The sequence below is a fragment of the Streptomyces sp. NPDC001858 genome (assembly GCF_053594615.1).
The window spans coordinates 22,561-44,631 of the sequence record NZ_JBSFEV010000050.1 but is presented as its reverse complement, the minus strand read 5'-3'; the positions used below and the strand labels follow the sequence as shown (position 1 = coordinate 44,631).

General features: G+C 70.4%; 15 protein-coding genes. All 15 read right to left on the bottom strand.

The features are described 5' to 3' along the window. Positions 1–5: 5 nt before the first annotated feature. Positions 6–1,712 carry a glycosyltransferase family 2 protein gene (locus ACWCPF_RS40505; RefSeq protein ID WP_451050145.1) on the bottom strand — a complete coding sequence of 569 codons (1,707 nt, stop codon included), beginning with the start codon at positions 1,710–1,712 and terminating at the stop codon, positions 6–8. A 108-nt stretch (positions 1,713–1,820) separates the two neighbouring features. Next, the gene (locus ACWCPF_RS40500) at positions 1,821–2,846 is read right to left on the bottom strand and encodes a Gfo/Idh/MocA family protein (RefSeq protein WP_451050144.1); all 1,026 of its coding nucleotides are present in this window, start codon (positions 2,844–2,846) and stop codon (positions 1,821–1,823) included. After that, complete coding sequence (locus ACWCPF_RS40495) at positions 2,843–3,958, bottom strand: DegT/DnrJ/EryC1/StrS family aminotransferase (RefSeq protein ID WP_451050143.1); 1,116 nt, start codon at positions 3,956–3,958, stop codon at positions 2,843–2,845. Before ACWCPF_RS40495 ends, ACWCPF_RS40500 begins: the two co-directional genes overlap by 4 nt. A gap of 462 nt (positions 3,959–4,420) precedes the next feature. Next, a complete protein-coding gene (locus tag ACWCPF_RS40490; RefSeq protein ID WP_451050142.1) occupies positions 4,421–8,539 on the bottom strand; it encodes an Rne/Rng family ribonuclease in 4,119 nt (1,372 codons plus the stop codon). 277 nt (positions 8,540–8,816) lie between these two features. Next, positions 8,817–9,581, bottom strand: a complete 765-nt coding sequence (locus ACWCPF_RS40485; RefSeq protein WP_451050141.1) for a TIGR03936 family radical SAM-associated protein — start codon at positions 9,579–9,581, stop codon at positions 8,817–8,819. Positions 9,582–9,629: 48 nt separating this feature from the next. Next, positions 9,630–10,706: a hypothetical protein gene (locus ACWCPF_RS40480; protein ID WP_451050140.1), complete on the bottom strand. Its 1,077-nt coding sequence runs from the start codon at positions 10,704–10,706 to the stop codon at positions 9,630–9,632. A 67-nt stretch (positions 10,707–10,773) separates the two neighbouring features. After that, complete coding sequence (locus ACWCPF_RS40475) at positions 10,774–12,723, bottom strand: TIGR03960 family B12-binding radical SAM protein (RefSeq protein ID WP_451050139.1); 1,950 nt, start codon at positions 12,721–12,723, stop codon at positions 10,774–10,776. Between the two features lie 140 nt (positions 12,724–12,863). Next, positions 12,864–14,408 carry a CYTH and CHAD domain-containing protein gene (locus ACWCPF_RS40470; protein WP_451050138.1) on the bottom strand — a complete coding sequence of 515 codons (1,545 nt, stop codon included), beginning with the start codon at positions 14,406–14,408 and terminating at the stop codon, positions 12,864–12,866. Positions 14,409–14,501: 93 nt separating this feature from the next. After that, entirely contained in the window at positions 14,502–15,701 is a 1,200-nt protein-coding gene (gene rodA / locus ACWCPF_RS40465) for a rod shape-determining protein RodA (RefSeq protein ID WP_451050137.1), read from the bottom strand. Beyond that, positions 15,698–17,953 (bottom strand): penicillin-binding protein 2, encoded by a 2,256-nt coding sequence (gene mrdA / locus ACWCPF_RS40460; protein ID WP_451050136.1) that lies wholly within the window; start codon positions 17,951–17,953, stop codon positions 15,698–15,700. The genes rodA and mrdA overlap by 4 nt, the downstream gene beginning before the upstream one ends. 176 nt (positions 17,954–18,129) lie before the next feature. After that, positions 18,130–18,801 (bottom strand): rod shape-determining protein MreD, encoded by a 672-nt coding sequence (gene mreD / locus ACWCPF_RS40455; RefSeq protein ID WP_451050135.1) that lies wholly within the window; start codon positions 18,799–18,801, stop codon positions 18,130–18,132. Between the two features lie 15 nt (positions 18,802–18,816). Beyond that, positions 18,817–19,755 carry a rod shape-determining protein MreC gene (mreC, locus tag ACWCPF_RS40450; RefSeq protein ID WP_451050134.1) on the bottom strand — a complete coding sequence of 313 codons (939 nt, stop codon included), beginning with the start codon at positions 19,753–19,755 and terminating at the stop codon, positions 18,817–18,819. A 179-nt stretch (positions 19,756–19,934) separates the two neighbouring features. Then, entirely contained in the window at positions 19,935–20,954 is a 1,020-nt protein-coding gene (locus ACWCPF_RS40445) for a rod shape-determining protein (protein WP_020127820.1), read from the bottom strand. Between the two features lie 250 nt (positions 20,955–21,204). Then, positions 21,205–21,618, bottom strand: coding sequence for a nucleoside-diphosphate kinase (gene ndk, locus ACWCPF_RS40440; RefSeq protein ID WP_451050133.1), 414 nt, complete (start codon positions 21,616–21,618; stop codon positions 21,205–21,207). An 86-nt stretch (positions 21,619–21,704) separates the two neighbouring features. Further along, positions 21,705–22,070 (bottom strand): DUF4233 domain-containing protein, encoded by a 366-nt coding sequence (locus tag ACWCPF_RS40435; protein ID WP_451050132.1) that lies wholly within the window; start codon positions 22,068–22,070, stop codon positions 21,705–21,707. Position 22,071: the final 1 nt, after the last annotated feature.

Sequence of the window (22,071 nt, the reverse complement as noted above, 5' to 3'; positions counted from 1 at the left end):
GGTCGCTACTTCCTTTTGGAACCGGTCGGCTTCTTGAAACCGGCGGACTTCAACTTTCTGACGCCGACCGCTCTCACGCGGCCGGCCAGGGACTTCAGCTTCCGGGGAGGAGCTGCCAGCGCCCGGAGGATCAGTGCCCTCTTCGGCGGGTGCATCTGGGCCGTGTCGATCACGACGCGGCCCTTGTCGTTGACCAGCGCGGACGCCCGGTAGGGGTCCGCCTCCCGCCCCCACTGGCGGGCCAGCGGCATGGGCAGGTCCGTGCCGCGCACGGGGATCTCGTACGTCGTGCCGACGAGGGTCACGTACACCCGCACACCTCGTCTGGCGGTGACGTAGTCCAAGGGGATCCGGGCGTGCAGCACGCCGGAGGCGCCGTCCTCGGCAGGCTTCACGACCTGCGAGCCGACCGTCTCCGGGAGCTTGGCGCCGCTCTTGAGCTTCCGCGCGCCCGGTTTGTCGGCCGACTTGGGCATGGCGCCGTTCGCGAGCCGCAGGCTGACCCCGTCGAGGCCGCCGAGGACGGGCACCCGCACGGACGCCGTGTAGGTGAGGCCGTCGCCCTCCTGCTCCCAGTCGGAGGCGAGCAGCCGGGTGCCCGGGGCGAGCTGGGCGGCCACCGAACCCCCGGGCAGCACCTCGAACAAGCGGTCGGGCAGCCCGAGGCGCGGGTCGCGGAAGCCGGGGTAGCGGGCGAAGGCGCGGTCGTCCTCGACGAGGAACGTGACCCCGGTCTCCGTCTCCGAGCTGATCATCTCGACCAGTTCGTCGACCGCGCCGGCCTGGGCCAGCGCGATCCGCACCCGGCGCTTGACGTCCATCGCGTCCCGGATGCCGTCGGTGAAGTACGCGTCGGCCAGCCGGGCGATGCCCGCGCAGATCCGCTTCTGGAGCTCGCGGTCCAGCCCCGGGAAGTCGTCCTGGACCAGCTTGGCCAGTTCCCAGGTGAAGTGCCGGCGCAGCATCGCGTCCCGCTGGGGGCCCGCCTCGATGAGGCCGGCCGCGGAGCCCATCATCTCGACGGTGCACTCGAGCCGGGAGAGGTGGTCGGCGCGATAGGTGATGTTGCTGTTGTCGCCGCGCTTGACCGCGTAATAGCAGGTGTAGTTGGCGACCACGGAGATCTTGCGGGCCCGTACCAGGGCCTCGATGGTGAACGGCTGGTCGCTGCCCACGGCCATGTGCTCCGGGAAGCGCAGCCGGTGCTTCTCGACCATCTCCCGGCGGAACAGCTTGGTGTTGGCCAGGGTGTAGGGCACCCCCGGCTCGTCCAGGGCCACTTCCCGGTTGCCGTGCTGGAAGAGCTCCTGGTGCACATAACGGCCGTTGGTGCCGACCATTTTGCCGATCACGACGTCCGACTCGTGCTTGTCGGCGTACTTCACCATGCGCTCGAGGGCTTCCTCGCCGAGGTAGTCGTCGGAGCCTATGAAGTACACGTAACGGCCGGTGGCCACGTCCAGCGCACGGTTGCTGGGCGTGGCCGGACCGCCGGAGTTCGGCTGGTGGATCACTTTGACGGTGTTCGGGTACAGGGCCGCGAACCGGTCGAGTTCGCGGCCGCTGTCGTCCGTGGAGCCGTCGTCGACAGCGACGATCTCCAGGCGTTCACGTCCTATGGTCTGTTTGACCAGGGAGTTCAGGCACTCCGTCAGGTACGGCATCGTGTTGTAGACCGCGACGACGACACTGACGTCAGGCGCAGCACTCATGCTCGGGCTCCTGGTCTCCGCCAGCCGGGACGGCTGGGTCCTGCGGGGAAAGTCTCACAGAACATAGGAGTCCTACCGAGCACGCACCGTTCCCCCGATGTGTGATGCTCAGCTGCCATGGACGGCCAGGTCCTCCACCGGAAGGGTAACGCTGGTGTTCGTCGTGGCCGATTCGAGGAGCGCGGCGGCCACCTCGACGGTGCGCATGCCCTGGCGCAGGGTGCAGATGTCGGCTTCCTTGCCGAGCACGGCGTCGCGGAAGAGCTCGTGCTCGACCTGCAGCGGCTCACGCTTCGGGATGGCGTACCGGATCATGTCGCCCTCGGAGACACCGCGGAAGGCCTGCAGGGCCTCCCACTCGGTGGTCACCGCGGCATTGGAGTGGAACGTGAGGTCGGCGGTGAGGGTGTCGGCGATGAAGCAGCCGCGCTCACCGGTGACCGAGGTGAACCGCTCCTTGAGCGGGCTCAGCCAGTTCACCAGGTGGTTGACCATGGTGCCGTCGTCGAGCCGGCCCACCGCGGAGACCATGTCCTCGTGCTCACGGCCGCTCTTGGAGACGGTGTGCGCGGCGATGGACACGTACTGCCGGCCGGTCACCCAGCCGGTGAGGTCGATGTCGTGCGTGGCGAGGTCCTTGACCACGCCGACGTCCGCGATGCGGTGCGGGAAGGGACCCTGACGACGGGTGACGACCTGGTAGACGTCACCCAGCTCGCCGGCCTCCAGCCGGGCGCGCAGCGACATCAGCGCCGGGTTGCACCGCTCGATGTGACCGACGCCGGCCACCAGCCCGCGCGACTCGAAGGCCTCGACGAGACGGCGGGCGCCGTCGACGGACTCCGCGAGCGGCTTCTCGACCAGCGCGCACACGCCGGCCTCGGCGAGCGCCAGACCGACCGGCTCGTGCAGCGCGGTGGGACAGGCCACGACGGCGTAGTCCACGCCGAGGGCGATGAGCTCCTCGACGGTGTTCAGGATCGGCGCGCCCTGGGCCGCGCCGAACTTGTCGCCCATCGGGTCGACGACGCCGACGAGGTCGACGCCGTCCAGACCCGACAGGACACGGGCGTGGTGACGCCCCATGGAACCGAGGCCGACGAGTCCCGCCCGCAGCGACTTCCCGGTGCTCACAGTTGCTCCCCCAGAGCATTGACGGTGGTGACGATGCGCTCCAGGTCCTGCGTGGACAGGGCCGGGTGCACGGGCAGCGACACGACCTCGGAGGCCGCGCGGTCCGTCTCGGGCAGGTCCCAGGTGCGACCCGCCTTCTGGTCCGGCTCCCAGTACGGCTTCAGCCGGTGGATGGGCGTCGGGTAGTACACCGCGTTGCCGATGCCGGCCTCGGTCAGCTTGGCCATGGCGGCGTCGCGGTCGCCCTGGATGCGGACCGTGTACTGGTGGTAGATGTGCCGGGCGCCCTCGGCGACCTTGGGCGTGATCACGTTCGGCGCCGTGATGTGCTCGGTGAGGAACGCGGCGTTGGCGATGCGCTGCTCGGTCCAGCCGTCCAGCTTGCGGCGCTGCACACGGCCGATGGCCGCCGACACGTCCGTCATGCGCACGTTCGCGCCGACGATCTCGTTGGCGTAGCGCTTCTCCATGCCCTGGTTGCGCAGCAGGCGCAGGGTCCGCGCGGTCTCCGCGTCCCCGGTGGAGATCATGCCGCCCTCGAGGCTGTGCATGTTCTTCGTCGGGTAGAAGCTGAACGTGCCCGCGGCGCCGAAGGCTCCGACCGGGGTGCCGTGCAGTGCGGCCGCGTGGGCCTGGCAGGCGTCCTCGATCACGGCGAGCCCGTGCTGCTCGGCGATCGCCATGATCTTGTCCATGGCCGCCGGGTGACCGTACAGGTGCACCGGCATGATCGCGGCGGTGCGCGGCGACAGGGCCGCCTCGACCGCGGCCGGGTCCAGACAGAACGTCTCCGGGTCGATGTCCGCGAAGACCACGTCGGCGCCGACCAGCCGCACCGCGTTGGCGGAGGCGGCGAAGGAGAACGACGGCACGATGACCTCGTCGCCCGGGCCGAGGCCGAGGGCGAGAAGGGAAAGGTGCAGCGCGGAGGTGCCGGAGTTGACCGCGACGCAGTGGCGGCCGGCGACCAGCTCCGAGAACTCCTCCTCGAACGCGGCCACCTCGGGCCCCTGGACGACCATGCCACTGCGCAGCACGCGCACGGCAGCCTCGATCTCCTCTTCGGAGATCACAGGCTTGGCGGCCGGTATGAACTCATGGGCGTCGGTCATCGACATCCCCTCCTCGTACGGCGACCTCGAAGGCGCACCACGTCATGCGTCGTCGGGAAGGGGCCGTGTCGATGCTCAGCACGGCCGCATCCCTGGTTGTCCGCCGAGCCTCGGTGCGGGCGGACGGCTTGTATACAGGACCCCGCTCCCCCCAAAGGGTTCCGTGCGGGAAGTCAGCCGTGTCCGGCGGTGAAGACCGGATGTGCTCAGCGGCTGTGGTCACGGTGTGCATGTCTCTGGCCACCGGGACCACGGTGCACGTTACCAGCCTGCGGACGGCGATTTTCCCTAGGGTTACCACAGCGAAACCCACCGTACGGGTGGGCTGCACCACAGCGAGACACAGAGTAACTCCCCTGTGAACTCACTGCGACACGGCACGTGGACGCCCACCTCGCGGGGCCGGCGGAGCGGGCATCCGATGGTCCCGGATGCCCGCACCGCCGTTCACTCGGACGAACGTCAGTCCTCGGTGGAGGCTGTGACGGACGGCACGCTCTGCTGCGCCGCCGCCGTCTTCTTCGACGCGGCCTTCTTCGCCGTCGTCTTCTTGGCGACGGTCTTCTTCGCGGCCGTCTTCTTGGCCGCGACCGTCTTCTTGGTGGCCGCCTTCTTCGCGGTGGCCTTCTTCGCCGTCTTGCGCGCGGCCGTCTTCTTCGCCGGAGCCGCCTCCGCGTCCGTCTCCTCGACGGGCGCCTCGGCCGCCTCGGCCTCGGCCGCCTCGGCGGCGGCCTCCGCCGGGGCCGACGGGACGACCACGACGGCCGTCTCCTCGGACGCGGTCGGCGCGGTGGCCTTGCGCACGGCACGACGCCGCGGGCGGGCCGGGGCCGCGCTCTCGACGACGGGCTCGGCGACCTGCTCGGCCTCGGGCTGCTCCACCGGAGCGACCTCGGCGGCGGGCGCCTCGGCGACCGGAGCCTGCGCGGGCGCCGGCTCGGCGACCGTCACGACGGCGGCCTCCGCACCCGCGGGCGAACCGGCCGGCGCGGACACCTTGCGGGTGGCGCGACGGCGCGTACGCCCCTTGGGCGCGGCCTCGTCGACGACCGGAGCCTCCGGCGTCTCGACGACCGGGTCCTCGACGGCGACCGGCTCGGCCTGCGCGACGACCGCCTCGACGACGGCCTCCTGCGCGGCGGGCGCCTCCACGACCGGCTCGGCGACCGGCTCGGTGACTGCCTCGACCTGCTCGACCGCCTCGGCACCGCCCGACCTGCGCGAAGCGCCTCCGCGCGGCGCACCCGCCGGAGCGGACGCCCGGCGGCTCGCCCGACGCCGGCCCCGACCACGCGTGGCGGCGGCCTCCGCCTCGGCGATGCTGCTGTACAGCTCCTCGTCGGGCGCATAGTCGGGGGCCGGGAGCGCGATCGGCTCGGCCGCCTCGGCGGCGACCTCGGCCTCGCTCTCCGCCTCCTCCTCGACGCCCACCAGCGTCTCTGCGACCTCGGTGGCCGCAGCGGCCTCGTGCTCGTGCTCGTGCTCGTGGACGTCGCCACCGCGACCGCGCTTCTTGCGCTTGCCACCGCCGCCGACCGCGGTCGGCTGCTCCATGTGGACGATGACCCCGCGCCCGTTGCAGTGCACGCAGGTCTCGGAGAACGACTCCAGCAGGCCCTGCCCGACCCGCTTACGGGTCATCTGCACCAGCCCCAGCGAGGTCACCTCGGCGACCTGGTGCTTCGTACGGTCGCGGCCCAGGCACTCCAGGAGGCGGCGCAGCACCAGGTCCCGGTTGGACTCCAGCACCATGTCGATGAAGTCGATCACGATGATGCCGCCGAGGTCGCGCAGCCGCAGCTGACGCACGATCTCCTCGGCCGCCTCCAGGTTGTTCCTGGTGACCGTCTCCTCGAGGTTGCCGCCCTGACCGGTGAACTTGCCGGTGTTGACGTCGACGACGACCATCGCCTCGGTCCGGTCGATCACCAGCGAACCGCCGCTGGGCAGCCAGACCTTGCGGTCCAGCGCCTTGGCGAGCTGCTCGTCGATCCGGTAGGTGGCGAAGACGTCGACCTCGGAGGTCCACTTCGACAGCCGCTCGGCCAGGTCGGGCGCGACGTGCGAGACGTACCCGTGGATGGTCGACCAGGCCTCGTCACCGCTGACGATGACCTTGGTGAAGTCCTCGTTGAAGATGTCGCGCACGACCCGGACGGTCATGTCCGGCTCGCCGTACAGCAGCGTCGGGGCGTTGCCGCCGTTCTTCGCCTTCTTCTGGATGTCCTCCCACTGCCCCTGCAGCCGCTCGACGTCACGGCGCAGCTCGTCCTCGCTCGCGCCCTCGGCGGCGGTGCGCACGATGACGCCCGCGTCCTCGGGGACGATCTTCTTGAGGATCGTCTTCAGCCGGGCCCGCTCGGTGTCGGGCAGCTTGCGGCTGATGCCGGTCATCGAGCCCTCGGGCACATACACGAGGTAGCGGCCCGGGAGGGAGACCTGGCTGGTCAGCCGGGCGCCCTTGTGGCCGATCGGGTCCTTCGTCACCTGGACGAGGACCGACTGGCCCGACTTCAGGGCGGCCTCGATGCGGCGCGGCCCGTTGGCCATGCCGAGCGCCTCGAAGTTGACCTCGCCGGCGTACAGGACGGCGTTGCGCCCCTTGCCGATGTCGATGAAGGCGGCCTCCATCGACGGCAGCACGTTCTGCACCTTGCCCAGGTACACGTTGCCGACGTAGGAGGTCGACTGCTCCTTGTTCACGTAGTGCTCGACGAGCACGTTGTCTTCCAGGACGCCGATCTGGGTGCGCTCGCCGCTCTGGCGGACGACCATCACCCGCTCGACGGCCTCGCGGCGGGCCAGGAACTCGGCCTCGGTGATGATCGGCACCCGGCGGCGGCCCTGCTCGCGGCCTTCCCGGCGGCGCTGCTTCTTCGCCTCGAGACGGGTCGAGCCCTTGATGGACTGCACCTCGTCGGACGGCTCGGAGGGCTTGCGCGGCTCACGGACCTTGACGACCGTGCGCTCCGGGTCTCCGTCGCCCGGCTGCTCGGCCTCGCCGGAGGAGTCACCGGCCCGACGGCGACGGCGACGGCGGCGACGGCTGCCGGCGGTGGAGCCACCGGCCGAGTCCTCGTCCTCCGCGTCCTCGTCCTCCTGCTCGGCGGTGTCCTCGGCGTCCTGCGCGGCCTGCTCGGCGGCGACCTCGTCGTCCCCGGAGTCGCCCTCGCCGTCGGCGGCATCGCCACGGCGACGGCGACGGCCGCCACGGCGGCGACGGCGACGCGAACCGGTCTCCTCGGTGTCGTCGTCACCCTCGTCGACCTCGTCGACGTCTTCGGGCTCCTCCGACTCGCTCTCCGCCTCGTCCTCGGCGGCGGGGGTCTCGGCGGGCGCGGCGGGCGCGGCGGTGCGGCCGGTCTCGGGCTCGTCGCCGAAACCGGCGCCGCGGCGGCGACGACGGCGGCGCGAACCGGTCGGCTCCTCGGTGAGCTCCTGGGCCGGCTGAGCCTCCTCGGGCTCCTCGACCTCGGCGGTCTCCGCCTCGGCGGCGGCCGCCTCGGCCGCGGCCCGCAGCGGGGTCTGGAACTGCGGCTCGGCGAACACGGGCGCCTGGAACACGGCGACCGCGGGCCGCGCCGGACGACGCGGCGCGTCGTCCTCGCCGTTGCCCTTCACGGGCTCGGGGGCGGAGAAGCCACCGGCGGCCCGACGGACCACACGCCGACGCCCGCGCCGCGAACCGGCGTCGTCATCGGCCTGAACGGCCTGAGCGGCGGGCGCCTCGGGAGCCTTCGGCTCTTCGACGGCGGCAGCGACGGCGGCGGGCTCGACGGCGGCCTCGGCGGTCTCAGAGACCTCGGGCGCCTCGGCCTCGGCGGGCGCGGAGACGCGGCGCGTGGCGCGACGGCGGGTCCGGGGAGCGGCTTCGGCGACCTCGGCGGGCGCCTCCTCCGCGGCCGCAGCCGGAACTTCGGCCTCGGCGACGACGGCGGGCGTCTCCGCCTCGGGAGCGCCGGCGGGCGCGGTGGCCCGACGAGACGCCCTGCGCCGCGTACGGGGAGCGGCCTCGACGACCTCTTCGGCCGCCTCCGCCGCCTCGGCGACGGGCTCCGGCTGGGATACGGCGGCGGTCTCCTCGGCAGCGACCTCGGCGGGCGTGGTCACACGGCGCGTGGCCCGGCGCCGGGCACGGCGCGGAGCGGCGTCCTCGGCCGCGGCCTCCTCGGCGGGAGCTTCCTCGACGGCCGGTGCGCTCACCTCGGCGGCGGCCACGGGCACGACGGTCTCGGCGACCTCGGCGGCGGCCGGAGCCCCGGCGGGCGCGGAGGCGCGCCGGGTGGCCCGGCGCCGCGCACGAGGAGCGGCCTCGACGACCTCTGCCGCCTTGGCGTCGGCCTGGGCGTCGTCGTCGGTCTTGAGGGCGTCGTCGAGGACGTCCTCCTCCGCCAACTGCTCGGCGGACTCGACGGCCGGTATGGCCGGCTCGGTGATCTCGGCCGCGGTGTCGGCGGTGCCGACCGGCGGACCCGCCGGCCGGGAAGCGGCCCTGCGCCGACGACGCGGCGGCAGGGTGTCGCTGGGGCTGTTCGCTTCGGAGTCCGTCACGGACTCTGTGGATTCGGTTGGCTCGAGCATGCGGGCGTTTCTCCCGTCAGGCTCCCGGGCGCCGCGCCTGGTCCGGCGTCGATCACGAAGGATCGATCACCGTTGACGTCCGCGGCTCGCGCGATGCGCGGTGCCGCCGTCCGGGGCGCGGGCGCCGCACGGGAGCTCTCTGTGTCCTGTCTCGCCGGTTCCGTACGCCGAATGCGTACGGCCTGGCGAAAGTCTTCTGGTCGGTGCGCTGCCCGACCCAGGTGGCTCCCGAGTACGAGGGCGGCGCTACGACGTCCGTCCCATCGCGGAACCTTCCCTACGCGGGCGCCTTCGCGGCGGCAGCGGGATCGGCCGTTGTAGGGGCCTGAGCTGCCTCGCGGTCGGGCGCGAGCGGGTCGGTCACCGTGCCGGTCTCTTCATCGAACAGCCCCTGCGCCAGCCTGGTCACCGCAGCGGGGACCGGCGGCGCCAGGTCGGCCACGGCGCGGAGACCGGACAGGACGTCGTCGGGTCGAACGGCAGGCGTCACGTGCCGAACAACCAGCCGCAGTATCGCACAGGGCTGGTCGGTCGGCCTATCAGCAGGTTCACTGTGCGTTTCAAGTTGTACGACCGCGGCACGGGCGTCGAAGGTGCGGACGCCGTTCTTGGCCATGCGCTGGACCTCTACGACGTCGGCCTCGTTGAAGGCGTCCACCGCGCGAGCGGCGTCGGCCGGGTCCACGCCGGCCAGCCGCAGCTCCCATACGGAGGCCGTCAGCCGGTCGGCGAGACCCGAGGTCCGGGCCTCGACCGCGTCGACGACGTCGAGCCCGGTGGGCAGCGACTCGTCGAGCAGAGCTCTCAGCTTCTCCGGGTCGCGCGCCGCGGTGAGCGCGATCTCCAGGTACTCCGCCTCACTGCCCGTGCCGGTGGGTGCGGCATTGGCGTACGACACCTTCGGGTGCGGCGTGAACCCCGCCGAGTACGCCATCGGCACCTCGGCACGGCGCAACGCGCGCTCGAAAGCACGCTGGAAGTCACGGTGGCTGGTGAACCGGAGGCGGCCGCGCTTGGTGTAGCGCAGTCGGATGCGCTGCACCGCGGGTGCGGGCGGCGGGCCTTCGGGCTGTCGCTTGCCCAGTGTCGTTCAGTCCTTCGTGAGAGCGGTCGTGCTGCTACCAAGAGTACGTGTCTCGTCCGCCGATGGTTCCCGACGGAGGACCGCCTCCCGCTGCCGCGGCTCCCCGAAAAGCATGCGGCGGACGTCCGCGCGGGCCTGCCGTGCCGTCTCGCGGGCGGCGGCCAGGGCCTGCCGGGTGGCCCGGCTCACGCTGCGCGCGGCCCGGGCGGCGGGACGCAGCACGGCGTCCCGGACGAGGTGCCCGATCGGGGTGAGAACGGTCCGGTACACCCAGCGCACGGGCTCCACGAAGATCCACCGGAAGAGCGTCCCGAGGAACCGTCCGACGGCGAGCGAGATCCGTCCCGCGATCCGCCACGCATGCCCGAGGGCGACCCCCACCTCGCGCGCGACGACGGCGAGGACGCGCCCGACGGGGACGAGCACCCAGCGCCACAGCGCAAGCGCCGGCAGCACGACCAGCACCCTGGCCGTCCAGTACAGGACGAGCCCGATCCCGCTGCCCAGCACCCCCAGGAACCACCCCACCCCGCGCGCACACCAGGCGATCGCCCGCCCGACCGGCGCGAGAACCCACGCATAGACCCACCGGCCGGGCAGGACGACCAGATACCGCCCGAGCCACGCGACGCCGCGGTACGCACCGACGCAGATCCCCTTCACCACCCAGAGGACGGCCTGTCCCACGGGCGTGAGCACCCGCGCGTACACCCACGCGAGCCCCCGCCCGACCGGAGCGAGAACGTACCGGCACACCCACACCACCGGCACGACCACCAGCACGTTCCCGAGCCAACCGAGCGCTCTGCACACCGGCACGACGACATACCGCCACAGCCCGATCAACGGCCAGACGAACAGCGCCTTCCCCAGCCACACGAGCCCCCGCCCGACCGGCCGCAACACGCTGTCCCGAAGCAGCCGCCCCACGACGACGAGCGCATCCCACGCCATCCGCACGGGCAGGACCAACACCAGCACGACAATCCGCACCGGCAACCGAACCGCCACGACAAGACACCCTTCGGGCGACTGCGCAGACGGCCGGGCAAGCGGTTCGACGGGCGATTTCTCCAGGTCCATATACCCGAAGACGCTACATCCGCCCCCACCGGATGCACACCTGAGCCCCCCTCAAAAACCACCCACCTCAGTGCACATGCCCACTGACAGCAGGCTGCTTCACCGTCAGCGGCAGCAACTTCTTGCCGGTCGGGCCGATTTGGATGTGGGTGTCCATCGCGGGGCACACTCCGCAGTCGAAGCAGGGGGTCCAGCGGCAGTCCTCGACCTCTGTTTCGTCGAGGGCGTCCTGCCAGTCCTCCCAGAGCCAGTCCTTGTCGAGGCCCGAGTCCAGGTGGTCCCAGGGCAGGACTTCCTCGTAGGTCTTCTCGCGGGTCGTGTACCAGTCGACGTCCACGCCGAAGGCGGGCAGTGTCTTGTCGGCGCAGGCCATCCAGCGGTCGTAGGAGAAGTGCTCGCGCCAGCCGTCGAAGCGGCCGCCGTCCTCGTAGACGGCCCGGATGACGGCGCCGACCCGGCGGTCGCCGCGGGACAGCAGGCCCTCCACGATGCCGGGCTTGCCGTCGTGGTAGCGGAAGCCGATCGAGCGGCCGTACTTCTTGTCGCCGCGGATCTTGTCGCGGAGCTTCGTCAGGCGGGCGTCCGTCTCCTCCGCCGAGAGCTGCGGGGCCCACTGGAAGGGGGTGTGGGGCTTGGGGACGAAGCCGCCGATCGAGACCGTGCAGCGGATGTCGTTCTGGCCGGAGACCTTGCGGCCCTCGGCGATCACGTTCATCGCCATGTCGGCGATCTGCAGGACGTCGTCGTCCGTCTCGGTCGGCAGGCCGCACATGAAGTACAGCTTCACCTGACGCCAGCCGTTGCCGTACGCCGTGGAGACCGTCCTGATCAGGTCCTCTTCCGAGACCATCTTGTTGATGACCTTGCGCATGCGCTCGGAGCCGCCCTCGGGGGCGAAGGTGAGGCCCGAGCGGCGGCCGTTGCGGGTCAGCTCGTTCGCCAGGTCGACGTTGAAGGCGTCCACGCGGGTGGAGGGGAGGGACAGGCCGATCTTGTCCGCCTCGTAGCGGTCCGCCAGCCCCTTGGCGACCTCGCCGATCTCGCTGTGGTCGGCGCTGGACAGCGACAGCAGGCCGACCTCCTCGAAGCCGGTCGCCTTCAGGCCCTTCTCCACCATGTCGCCGATGCCCGTGATGGAGCGCTCGCGCACCGGGCGGGTGATCATGCCGGCCTGGCAGAAACGGCAGCCGCGGGTGCAGCCGCGGAAGATCTCCACCGACATGCGCTCGTGCACCGTCTCGGCCAGGGGGACGAGGGGCTGCTTGGGGTAGGGCCACTCGTCCAGGTCCATGACCGTGTGCTTCGACACGCGCCACGGGACACCCGACTTGTTCGGCACGACGCGGGCGATCCGGCCGTCCGGCAGGTACTCGACGTCGTAGAACGCCGGGATGTACACCGCGCCCGTCTTCGCGAGGCGGAAGAGGACCTCCTCGCGGCCGCCCGGGCGGCCCTCCGCCTTCCACTCCCGGATGATCTTCGTCATGTCCAGCACGGCCTGCTCGCCGTCGCCGATGACCACCGCGTCGACGAAGTCCGCGATCGGCTCGGGGTTGAAGGCCGCGTGGCCGCCCGCGAGGACGATCGGGTCGTCGAGGCCGCGGTCCTTGGACTCCAGCGGGATGCCCGCCAGGTCCAGCGCCGTCAGCATGTTGGTGTAGCCCAGCTCCGTGGAGAAGGACAGCCCGAACACGTCGAAGGCCTTCACCGGCCGGTGGCCGTCCACCGTGAACTGCGGGACGCCGTGCTCCCGCATCAGCGCCTCCAGGTCCGGCCACACGCTGTACGTGCGCTCGGCGAGGACGCCCTGCTGCTCGTTCAGCACCTCGTAGAGGATCATGACGCCCTGGTTGGGCAGACCGACCTCGTAGGCGTCCGGGTACATCAGGGCCCAGCGGACGTCGCAGGACTCCCAGGGCTTGACCGTGGAGTTGAGCTCGCCGCCCACGTACTGGATCGGCTTCTGCACATGCGGGAGCAAGGCTTCGAGCTGCGGGAAGACCGATTCGACAGACATCGCGGCATTACCTTCGTGAGCTGAGCTGACAGGGGTGAGACAGCGGTGCGGCAGGAGTGACCATCAAGCCTAACCCGGTCGAAGGACTCCCTCGCCCCGGACGGCCTCGCCGCCGACCCCCTTGAACCCCTGTCTCCCGGCTATACGTCCATGTCGCCCCGGATCGTCTCCCACGCCTGCGGCAGCGCCGCCTCCGCCAGCTCCGCCCGGCGTTCCTCATGGCCGTAGAGCAGCCCGTAGGTGAACGCGCTCTCCCCCGCCGCGTGCGCCACGGCGGACAGCTCGCGCAGGGTTTGGCGGGCCATGACGCTGTCCTGGTGTTCGCCGAGCAGGCTCTGCAGCGACTTCATGGACCTGGTCAGGGTCTTGGCCGGGCCGCCGATCGCCGGGGTGGCGGTCTCCGCCGCGTAGCGCGTCCGCTTGGCCTTCTTGCGCGCCTCGTGCAGGGCTTCGTCGCGTTCATGGCCGGACGGCTGCGCCAGGGCCCGCTCGATCAGCTCGGACACCTTGCCGAAGTCCTTGCGCACGGCCTTGGCGAGCACCTTGGACGGCTTGCCGGCGGCCGCCTCCAGCACCGGCGGGTCGGCGACCAGCGCGTCGAGGATGTCGAGCAGGGTCAGATAGCGCTTGGAGTCCAGGACGCCGAGCAGCCGCGCGCGCGAGCCTCGGCGCCCGGCCTTGTCCCAGGTCCGCAGCCGTTCGCGGACCGGGCCGGAGACCAGGGTGTGCGGCACTTCGTCGAGGCCGGCCGTGAGGCGTTCGCCGAGCACCTCGTGGTCGCGGCCCACGCCCAGCTCGCCGGCGAGCCACTTCAGCTCGTCGCCGATCGGGTCGGTGACGGTCCGGTCCAGGACCTTGCCGAAGGAACGGAAGGTGCTGCGCAGCCGACGGGTGGCGACGCGCATGTCGTGCACCGACTCCTCGGCCTCCTGGCGGACGGCAGGATCGAGCTCGACGATCGCGTCCCGCTGGGCGCGGACGTACGCAAGCACATGATCGCCCGCGGTCCCGGGCTCCCGGACGGAAGACCCCTCCCCCTGCCCGGCCCCCTCCCCGGCCGCCTTCGCCTTCTTGCGGCGCTGCTTCTTCGACACGGTCTCCGTCAGCGCCCGCGCCAGCTTCGACGCCGACTTCGACGGCCGTACGCCCGCCTTGCGCAGCCGCTTCTCCACCTTGTCGAGCAGGGCCGGGTCGCCGCCGTCGGCGAGCTCCACCTCGATCTCGGTCCACTGGGCGCTGCCCTCGCCGCCGAACAGCCGGTCCGCCCGGACGGCGTCCACGCTGGCCTCGGCGAGCAGCCGGCCCTCGGCGTCCACGAGGTCGCGGATGTCGCGGCTGGAGCGCAGCCGCACCACGGGCACCAGCTGTCCCTCCCGAACCCGGGAGCGCACCAGCCCGGCGAGCTCTTCGGGCACGTCGTCGGAGAGCGGGGCTCTGATCTCGTCCCTGACTCCGGCCTCGACCGGCAGTTTCAGATGCCAGCCGGCGTCCGAGCCGCCGGTGCGGCGGCGCAGCGTGATCGAGGCCGCGGCCAACCGCAGGTCGGAGGTGTCGTAGTAGATCGCGTCCAGCTCGGCGACGCCCTTGTCGAGAACGGAGGCGACCCCGGCCACGCCGGTGAGGTCGGGCAGCCCGCTCTCCTCGGATTCGTACTTGCGCTCGATCTCGCGTTTCGTCTCCGCCATGAATTGAATCTAGTCGGACTCGGCCCCGAGCGGCAGTGCGCCTGGGCCGCCAATCAGGGATGAACACGGGGAAACCGCAAGGTGTCCCGATGTTTACGCGGACATCGGCCGTTGCACCCGGATGGACTGCAACAGCCCCATCGCGACCCACACCGCGAACATCGACGAGCCTCCGTAGGAGACGAACGGCAACGGCAGGCCCGTCACCGGCATGATGCCCAGGGTCATCCCGATGTTCTCGAAGGACTGGAAGGCGAACCAGGCCACGATGCCCGCGGCGACGATCGTGCCGTACAGCTCGGTCGTCTCGCGGGCGATGCGGCAGGCGCGCCACAGGATCACGCCGAGCAGGACGATGATCAGGCCCCCGCCCATGAAGCCCAGTTCCTCGCCGGCGACGGTGAAGACGAAGTCCGTCTGCTGTTCCGGGACGAACTGGCCCGTGGTCTGCGAACCGTGGAACAGGCCGGACCCGGTCAGACCGCCGGAACCGATCGCGATCCGCGCCTGGTTGGTGTTGTAGCCGACGCCGGCGGGGTCGAGGCTGGGGTTGGCGAAGGCGGCGAAACGGGCGATCTGGTACTCGTCCAGGATGTGCAGCTGCCAGACGGTGATCGCGCCGGCCGCTCCCGCGCCGATCAGCCCGAAGATCCAGCGGTTGGAGGCTCCGGAGGCCAGCAGCACGCCCAGCACGATCAGCACCATGACCATGACCGACCCGAGGTCGGGCATCAGCATGACGATCAGCATCGGAACGGCCGCGAGACCGAGTGCCTGGACGACCGTGCGGTGGTCGGGGTAGGGCTTGTCGCCCGCGTCGACCCGGGCCGCGAGCAGCATGGCCATGCCCAGGATGATCGAGATCTTCACGAACTCCGAGGGCTGGAGCGAGAAGCCGCCGCCGAGGACGATCCAGGAGTGCGCGCCGTTGACCGTGGAGCCGAGCGGGGTCAGCACCGCGAGGATCCCGAGCAGCGAGAGGCCGTAGAGCACCGGTACCGCGTTGCGCAGGGTGCGGTGGCCGAGCCACACCGTGGCGATCATCAGGCAGATCCCGATGCCGGTGTTCATGAGGTGCCGGACGAGGAAGTAGTACGGGTCGCCCTGGTTGATCTCGGTGCGGTTGCGGGTCGCCGAGTAGACCAGGAGCGAGCCGATCAGCGACAGGGAGACCGCCGAGAGCAGTATCGGCCAGTCCAGCCGCCGGGCCAGCGAGTCACGGGCGAAGACCTTGGTCCACCCGGCCCGCTGGGGCCCGTATCCGGAGACGGAGAAGCTGTTCGCGCCGGTCATGTGCACATCCTCCGGCTGCCCCTCTTCCGCCGTCGTCGGCGGGTGTCTCGGTTGGTGCTGGTGTTCTGCCGGGCGGTGCCCGCCGCCTGTGTCTCGTCCGGCTCCGGGGCGGCCTCCTGGCTGAGGCGCTGCTGCTTCGCCGGGTCCTTGGAGATCTTCGGGGACTTGATCGTGCCGTCCGTCTGGACCTTCGGCAGGGCCGTCAGCGGGGTGGGCAGCAGGGCGTTCTTCTTGTCGATCCTGCCGTCGTCGGAGACGCCGTACAGCGCGTCGTAGATGTTGCGCACGGCCGGACCGGAGGCGCCGGAACCGGTACCACCCTGCGAGATCGTCATCACGACCGCGTAGTCCTTGGTGTACGTGGTGAACCAGGACGTCGTCTGCTTGCCGTAGACCTCGGCGGTGCCGGTCTTGGCGTGCATCGCGATCTTGTCCTGGGGCCAGCCGACCTGGGCGAAGCGCCAGGCGGCCGTACCGCGGGTGGCGACGCCCGCGAGGGCCTCGCCCATCTGGCTCAGCGTGGTCTTGCTTATCGGCAGCTTGCCGTGCGACTCGGGCTTGATCTCGGTGACCGTCTTGCCGTCGGCGCTGACGATGGCCTTGCCGACCGTCGGGTCGTACAGGGTGCCGCCGTTGGAGATCGCCGCGTAGATCGTGGCCATCTGGATCGGGGTGACGAGGGTGTCGCCCTGGCCGATGGAGTAGTTGATCTCGTCACCGGCGCGCATCTTGTTGCCTTCGAGGCAGTTCTCGTACGCGATCTTCTCGACGTAGCTGCCGTCCTTCTTGCCGGTCTTGCACCAGCCGTCCTTGTTGTCGTCCCAGTAGGACTGCTTCCACTGGCGGTCGGGGACGCGGCCGGTGACCTCGTTGGGCAGGTCGATGCCGGTCTCCTTGCCGAGCCCGAACTGGTGGGCCGCCTTGTAGAAGTAGTCCTTGGGCTCACCCTTCTTCGGGTTGATCCCGCCGTCCTTCTGCCATTCCTTGTGGGCGAGCCCGTAGAACACGGTGTCGCAGGAGACCTCCAGGGCCCGGCCCAGCGAGATGGAGCCGAAGCTCTGCGACTCGAAGTTCTTGAAGACCTGGCCGCCGACCGAGTAGGAGCTGGTGCAGGGGTAGTTGCCGTTGAAGTCGTAGCCGGCCGCGACGGCGCCCGCCGTGGAGATCACCTTGAAGGTGGAGCCGGGCGCGGACTGACCCTGTATGGCCCTGTTGAGCAGCGGGTAGTTGGAGGACTTGCCGGTCAGCCGGGCGTAGTCCTTGGCGGAGATCCCGCCGACCCAGGCGTTCGGGTCGTACGTCGGGTTGGAGGCCATGGCGACGATGCGGCCGGTCTTGACCTCCATCACGACGACCGCGCCGGAGTCGGCCTTGTAGTTCTCGTTGGTGTTGCGGTCGTGCTGCTTGCGGGCTTCCTTCATCGCCTCGTTCAGCTCGTACTCGGCGACCCGCTGGACGCGGGCGTCGATGCTGGTGACGAGGTTGGAGCCGGGCTCGGCCGGGTCCGCCTCGGCCTCGCCGATGACGCGGCCGAGGTTGTCGACCTCGTAGCGGGTGACGCCGGCCTTGCCGCGCAGCTCCTTGTCGTACTGGCGCTCCAGGCCCGAGCGGCCGACCTGGTCGGAGCGCAGATAGGGCGAGTCGGTGTCCTGGGCCTTGGTGAGCTCGCCGTCGGTGACCGGGGAGAGGTAGCCGAGGACCTGGGCGGTGTTGGCCTGGCCGGGGGCGGGGTAGCGGCGCACGGCCTCGGGCTCGGCGGTGATGCCGGGGAAGTCCTCGGCGCGCTCGCGGATCTGCAGGGCCTGCTTGGCGGTGGCCTCGTCGGTGATCGGGATCGGCTGGTACGGCGAGCCGTTCCAGCACGGCTGGGGCGTCTCCGAGTCGCACAGCCGGACCTTCAGCATGACGTCCTCCGGGGTCATGCCGAGGACGCCCGCCAGCTTGGCCAGGACCGCCTTGCCGTCGTCCGGCTGCTTCAGCAGGTCGGTGCGGGAGGCGGAGACCACGAGCCGTGTCTCGTTGTCGGCCAGGGGCACCCCGCGCGCGTCCAGGATCGAGCCGCGTACGGCGGGCTCGACGACCTGTTGGACGTGGTTGCCGGAGGCCTCCTTGGCGTACTCCGCGCCCTCCCGGATCTGCAGGTACCACAGGCGGCCGCCGAGGGTGCCGAGCAGGGAGAGGACGAGGATCTGGATCACGACGAGCCTGATCTGGACCCGTGGTGTCCGACCGGTCTCGGGAATATTGGTCACTGCGGCTGTCTCCCCCTCTCAGTACGCGAACGAGTGTGCGCAGCTGTGTGTGCGTACGAATGATGAACGACCCGCCTGTGGGCCCGCGTTCCGCCGGAACCTCCCCGTTCGGGTGAATCCCGAGGTGATCGTTCGGGTGCAGGCCAGGGTGATCGTTCGGGTGAACCCGCCCGTGTTCACAGCCGCTTGACCCCCTTGATGCGGCCGGCCCGAGCCCCCCGCGACTTGGCCGCCTTCAGCTTCAGGCCGTTGCGCTGGCCGCCGATCCGCAGCCCCGTCCCGGAGGAGAGCCAGCCGGAGGAGATGTCGGGGCTCTTGGCGGCGGAGTTGGTCTCCGCGAGGGGGTCGTTGTCGGCCCGCCGCGCCAGGAACATGATCGCGGGGACCACGAACGGGGCCAGCAGCAGGTCGTACAGCGCGGCCGTGAACAGCAGGCCGGTCAGGCCGACATGGCGGGCGGCGGTGTCGCCGACGAGCGCGCCGACCCCGGCGTACAGCAGCGTGGAGCCGATGGCGGCGCCGACGACCACGAGCATCGGGCCGGTGGCGGACTTGATCTGCCCGCTCTCGGGCTTGACGAGCCCGGCGAGATAGCCGATCACGCACAGCACCAGCGCGTACCGGCCGGCCGCGTGGTCGGCGGGCGGGGCGAGGTCGGCGAGGAGGCCGGCGCCGAAGCCGATCAGGGCGCCGCCGACATGCCCGTAGATCATGGCGAGGCCCAGGACGGTGAGCAGGAGGAGGTCGGGGACGGCGCCCGGGAGGTGCAGGCGGGCGAGGACGCTCACCTGGATCACCAGGGCGACGACGATCAGCGGGACGGAGAGCAGGATCCGGTTGACGCGCATGGGGGTTGTCAGCTCCTACTGCTGCTCTTGCTGGCCGTCGACGGACGCGTTCGGGGTCACCGTGACGGTGACCGTCGGGGTGGGCACCGGCTTGGGCTTGGACGGGAGCACGGTGTCGCGCGGGTCCTTCTTCGGGGCCTCGACGACCACGCCCACGATGTCGAGCTTGGTGAAGCTGACGTACGGCGTGACGTAGAGCGTGCGGGTGAGGTCGCCGCCGGAGGGGTCTACGCGGGAGACGACGCCGACGGGGACGCCGGGCACGAAGGGCCTGTCGGCCTGCGAGCCGAAGGTGACCAGCCGGTCGCCCTTCCTCACCTCGGCCTTGCCGTTGAGGAGTTCGACGCGCAGCGGCCGGTCGCCCTGCCCGGAAGCGAAGCCGAGCTCGTCGGACGCCTCCATCCGGGTGCCGACGGTGAAGTCGGGGTCGTTGGCGAGCAGCACGGTCGCGGTGTGGGGGCCGACGGTGGTGACGCGCCCGACCAGCCCGTCCCCGTTCAGGACCGTCATGTCGCGCGTGACGCCGTCGTTCGCGCCGACGTCGATGGTGATGGTCCAGGAGAAGCCCTGGGCCGCTCCTATCGCGATGACCTCCGCGCCCTTGATGCCGTACTGGCCGGCCCCGGCGATCTTCAGCATCTTGTCGAGCTGCGCCAGCCGGCTGCGGTTGCGGTCGTCGCTGCCGAGCTTCGCCTTGAGAGCCGCGTTCTCCTGCTCCAGATCGGCGAGTCGGTCATGGCGTTCATTGGAGTCACGGACGGCGGAGACGGCGTTGCCGACGGGATCCACCGCCGACGACACGCCGTCCTCGATCGGACCGAAGACCGCGGCCGCGGCCTGCCGGGCGCCGTCGACCGGGGAGTCCTCCCCGCCGCGGATGTCCACCGTGATCAGCGCGAACGCGATCGCGACCAGCAGCACCAGGAGCAGCCGGCTCTCTCGTGTGTCCCTCACGTGCGGCGGCCGTGCCCTTCCTCGAGAGAAAAAACCAGGAATCAGGAATCAGGAAAAAAGGAATTCACGTAGCCCCGGGCCAAGATGACCAAGGGCGCTTTGTGGGAGCTTATGCCTCTATATCAACGATCCGCCGCACGAGAGGAGATCACCTCGTACGGCGGAACCGAAGCGTTACGTCATCTGCGAGGCGCGGCGTCCAGCACCTGCTGGAGCGCCTCGAACTCCTCGACGCACTTGCCGGAGCCGAGCGCCACGCTGTCCAGCGGGTCCTCGGCGATGTGAATGGGCATGCCGGTCTCCCGGCGCAGCCGCTCGTCCAGACCGCGCAGCAGGGCTCCGCCGCCGGTCAGAACGATTCCGCGGTCCATGATGTCGCCGGACAGCTCCGGCGGACACTTGTCGAGGGTGGTCTTCACGGCGTCGACGATGGCGTTGACCGGCTCCTCGATCGCCTTGCGCACTTCGGCGGCCGAGATGACGACGGTCTTGGGCAGCCCGGACACCAGGTCCCGGCCACGGATTTCGGTGTGCTGGTCGTCGTCGAGGTCGTACGCCGAACCGATCGTGATCTTGATCTGTTCGGCCGTCCGCTCACCGAGAAGGAGCGAGTACTCCTTCTTGATGTGCTGGATGATCGCGTTGTCCAGTTCATCGCCCGCGACACGGATGGACTGGGCGGTGACGATGCCGCCGAGCGAGATGACCGCGACCTCCGTGGTGCCGCCGCCGATGTCCACCACCATGTTGCCCGTGGCCTCGTGGACCGGCAGGCCGGAGCCGATGGCCGCGGCCATGGGCTCCTCGATGATGTGCACCTGACGGGCGCCGGCCTGGGTCGACGCCTCGATGACGGCACGGCGCTCGACGCCCGTGATGCCCGAGGGCACACAGACGACGACTCGCGGCCGAGCCAGATACCGCCGCTTGTGGATCTTCAGGATGAAGTAGCGGAGCATCCGCTCGGTGATCTCGAAGTCGGCGATGACGCCGTCCTTCAGCGGACGCACGGCGACGATGTTGCCCGGCGTGCGCCCGATCATCTTCTTCGCTTCGGCGCCGACCGCGAGGATGCCACCGGTGTTGGTGTTGATCGCGACGACGGACGGCTCGTTGAGTACGATCCCGCGACCCCTGACGTACACCAGCGTGTTGGCGGTCCCGAGGTCGACAGCCATGTCACGGCCGATGAACGACATTGAGTTCCCCATCAGGATTCGACTGGCCTTCCATGAGCTTTTTGAGGGCTTATCAGGTCGGCGAGGTGGGTGCTGTGACGTGAAGGCTTCCATCGTAAACGCGCCTGCACGAACACTGCGGAGCGGTCTCCGCCATTGTTTGCAGATGCTGTGAGGGTTCGCTTCTGGAGACGGGCGTTCGGGGATACGCGTTCCCTCGATCGCCCGCTTCAGACCGCTTCAGACCGCTTCGATCGGATGAGGCCGATCCTCAGCCGCGACCGGGGAAGAAGATCTTCACCTCGCGCTCGGCGGACTCCTCGGAGTCGGAGGCGTGGATCAGGTTCTCGCGGACGATCACGCCGAAGTCACCGCGGATGGAGCCGGGGGCGGCGGCGATCGGGTCGGTCGGACCGGCGAGCGCGCGCACGCCCTCGATGACCCGCTCGCCCTCGACGATCAGCGCGACGACCGGACCGGAGGCCATGAACACCATCAGCGGCTCGTAGAAGGGCTTGCCCTTGTGCTCGCCGTAGTGCTGCTCCAGCGTGTCCTGGTCCAGGGTGCGCAGCTCCAGCGCGGTGATCTGCCAGCCGGCCTTGCGCTCGATACGGCTGATGATCTCGCCGGTCAGGCCACGACGGACCGCGTCGGGCTTGAGCAGGACGAGGGTGCGCTGGCTCACGAGGTGACTCCTTCTACGACTTCAACGACCGGGCTGGTGCCGGGGTGTGCGGTGGGATGAGGTTACAGGGCGTTTCCGGCCACTTGTCACGCAGCGTCAGCGGTATCCGGAGAGCCCGCGGCGGCCTGTGCGGCGAAGCGCGCCTTCGCCTCGTCGACCTTTCTGCCGTAGTGCACCGAAGCCCACCACAGGGCGCCGAACATCGCCCCCATGAAGAACATCATCGGGATGAAGATTCCGGATGCGAGGAGGGCGATCTGCAGGGCCCAGCCGAGGGCGACGCCCCCGGGCCGGGTGACCATGCCGCACAGCAGCAGGCTGAGGAGCATGGCGATGCCGCAGACCGTCCACACCGTGGACGTGGACAGATCGGGTTCCTTCATCGCGACGAGACCGGCGAAGCCGATGATGAAGAACTCGCCGATCAGGGTCGAGGAACAGAGCGTACGCATG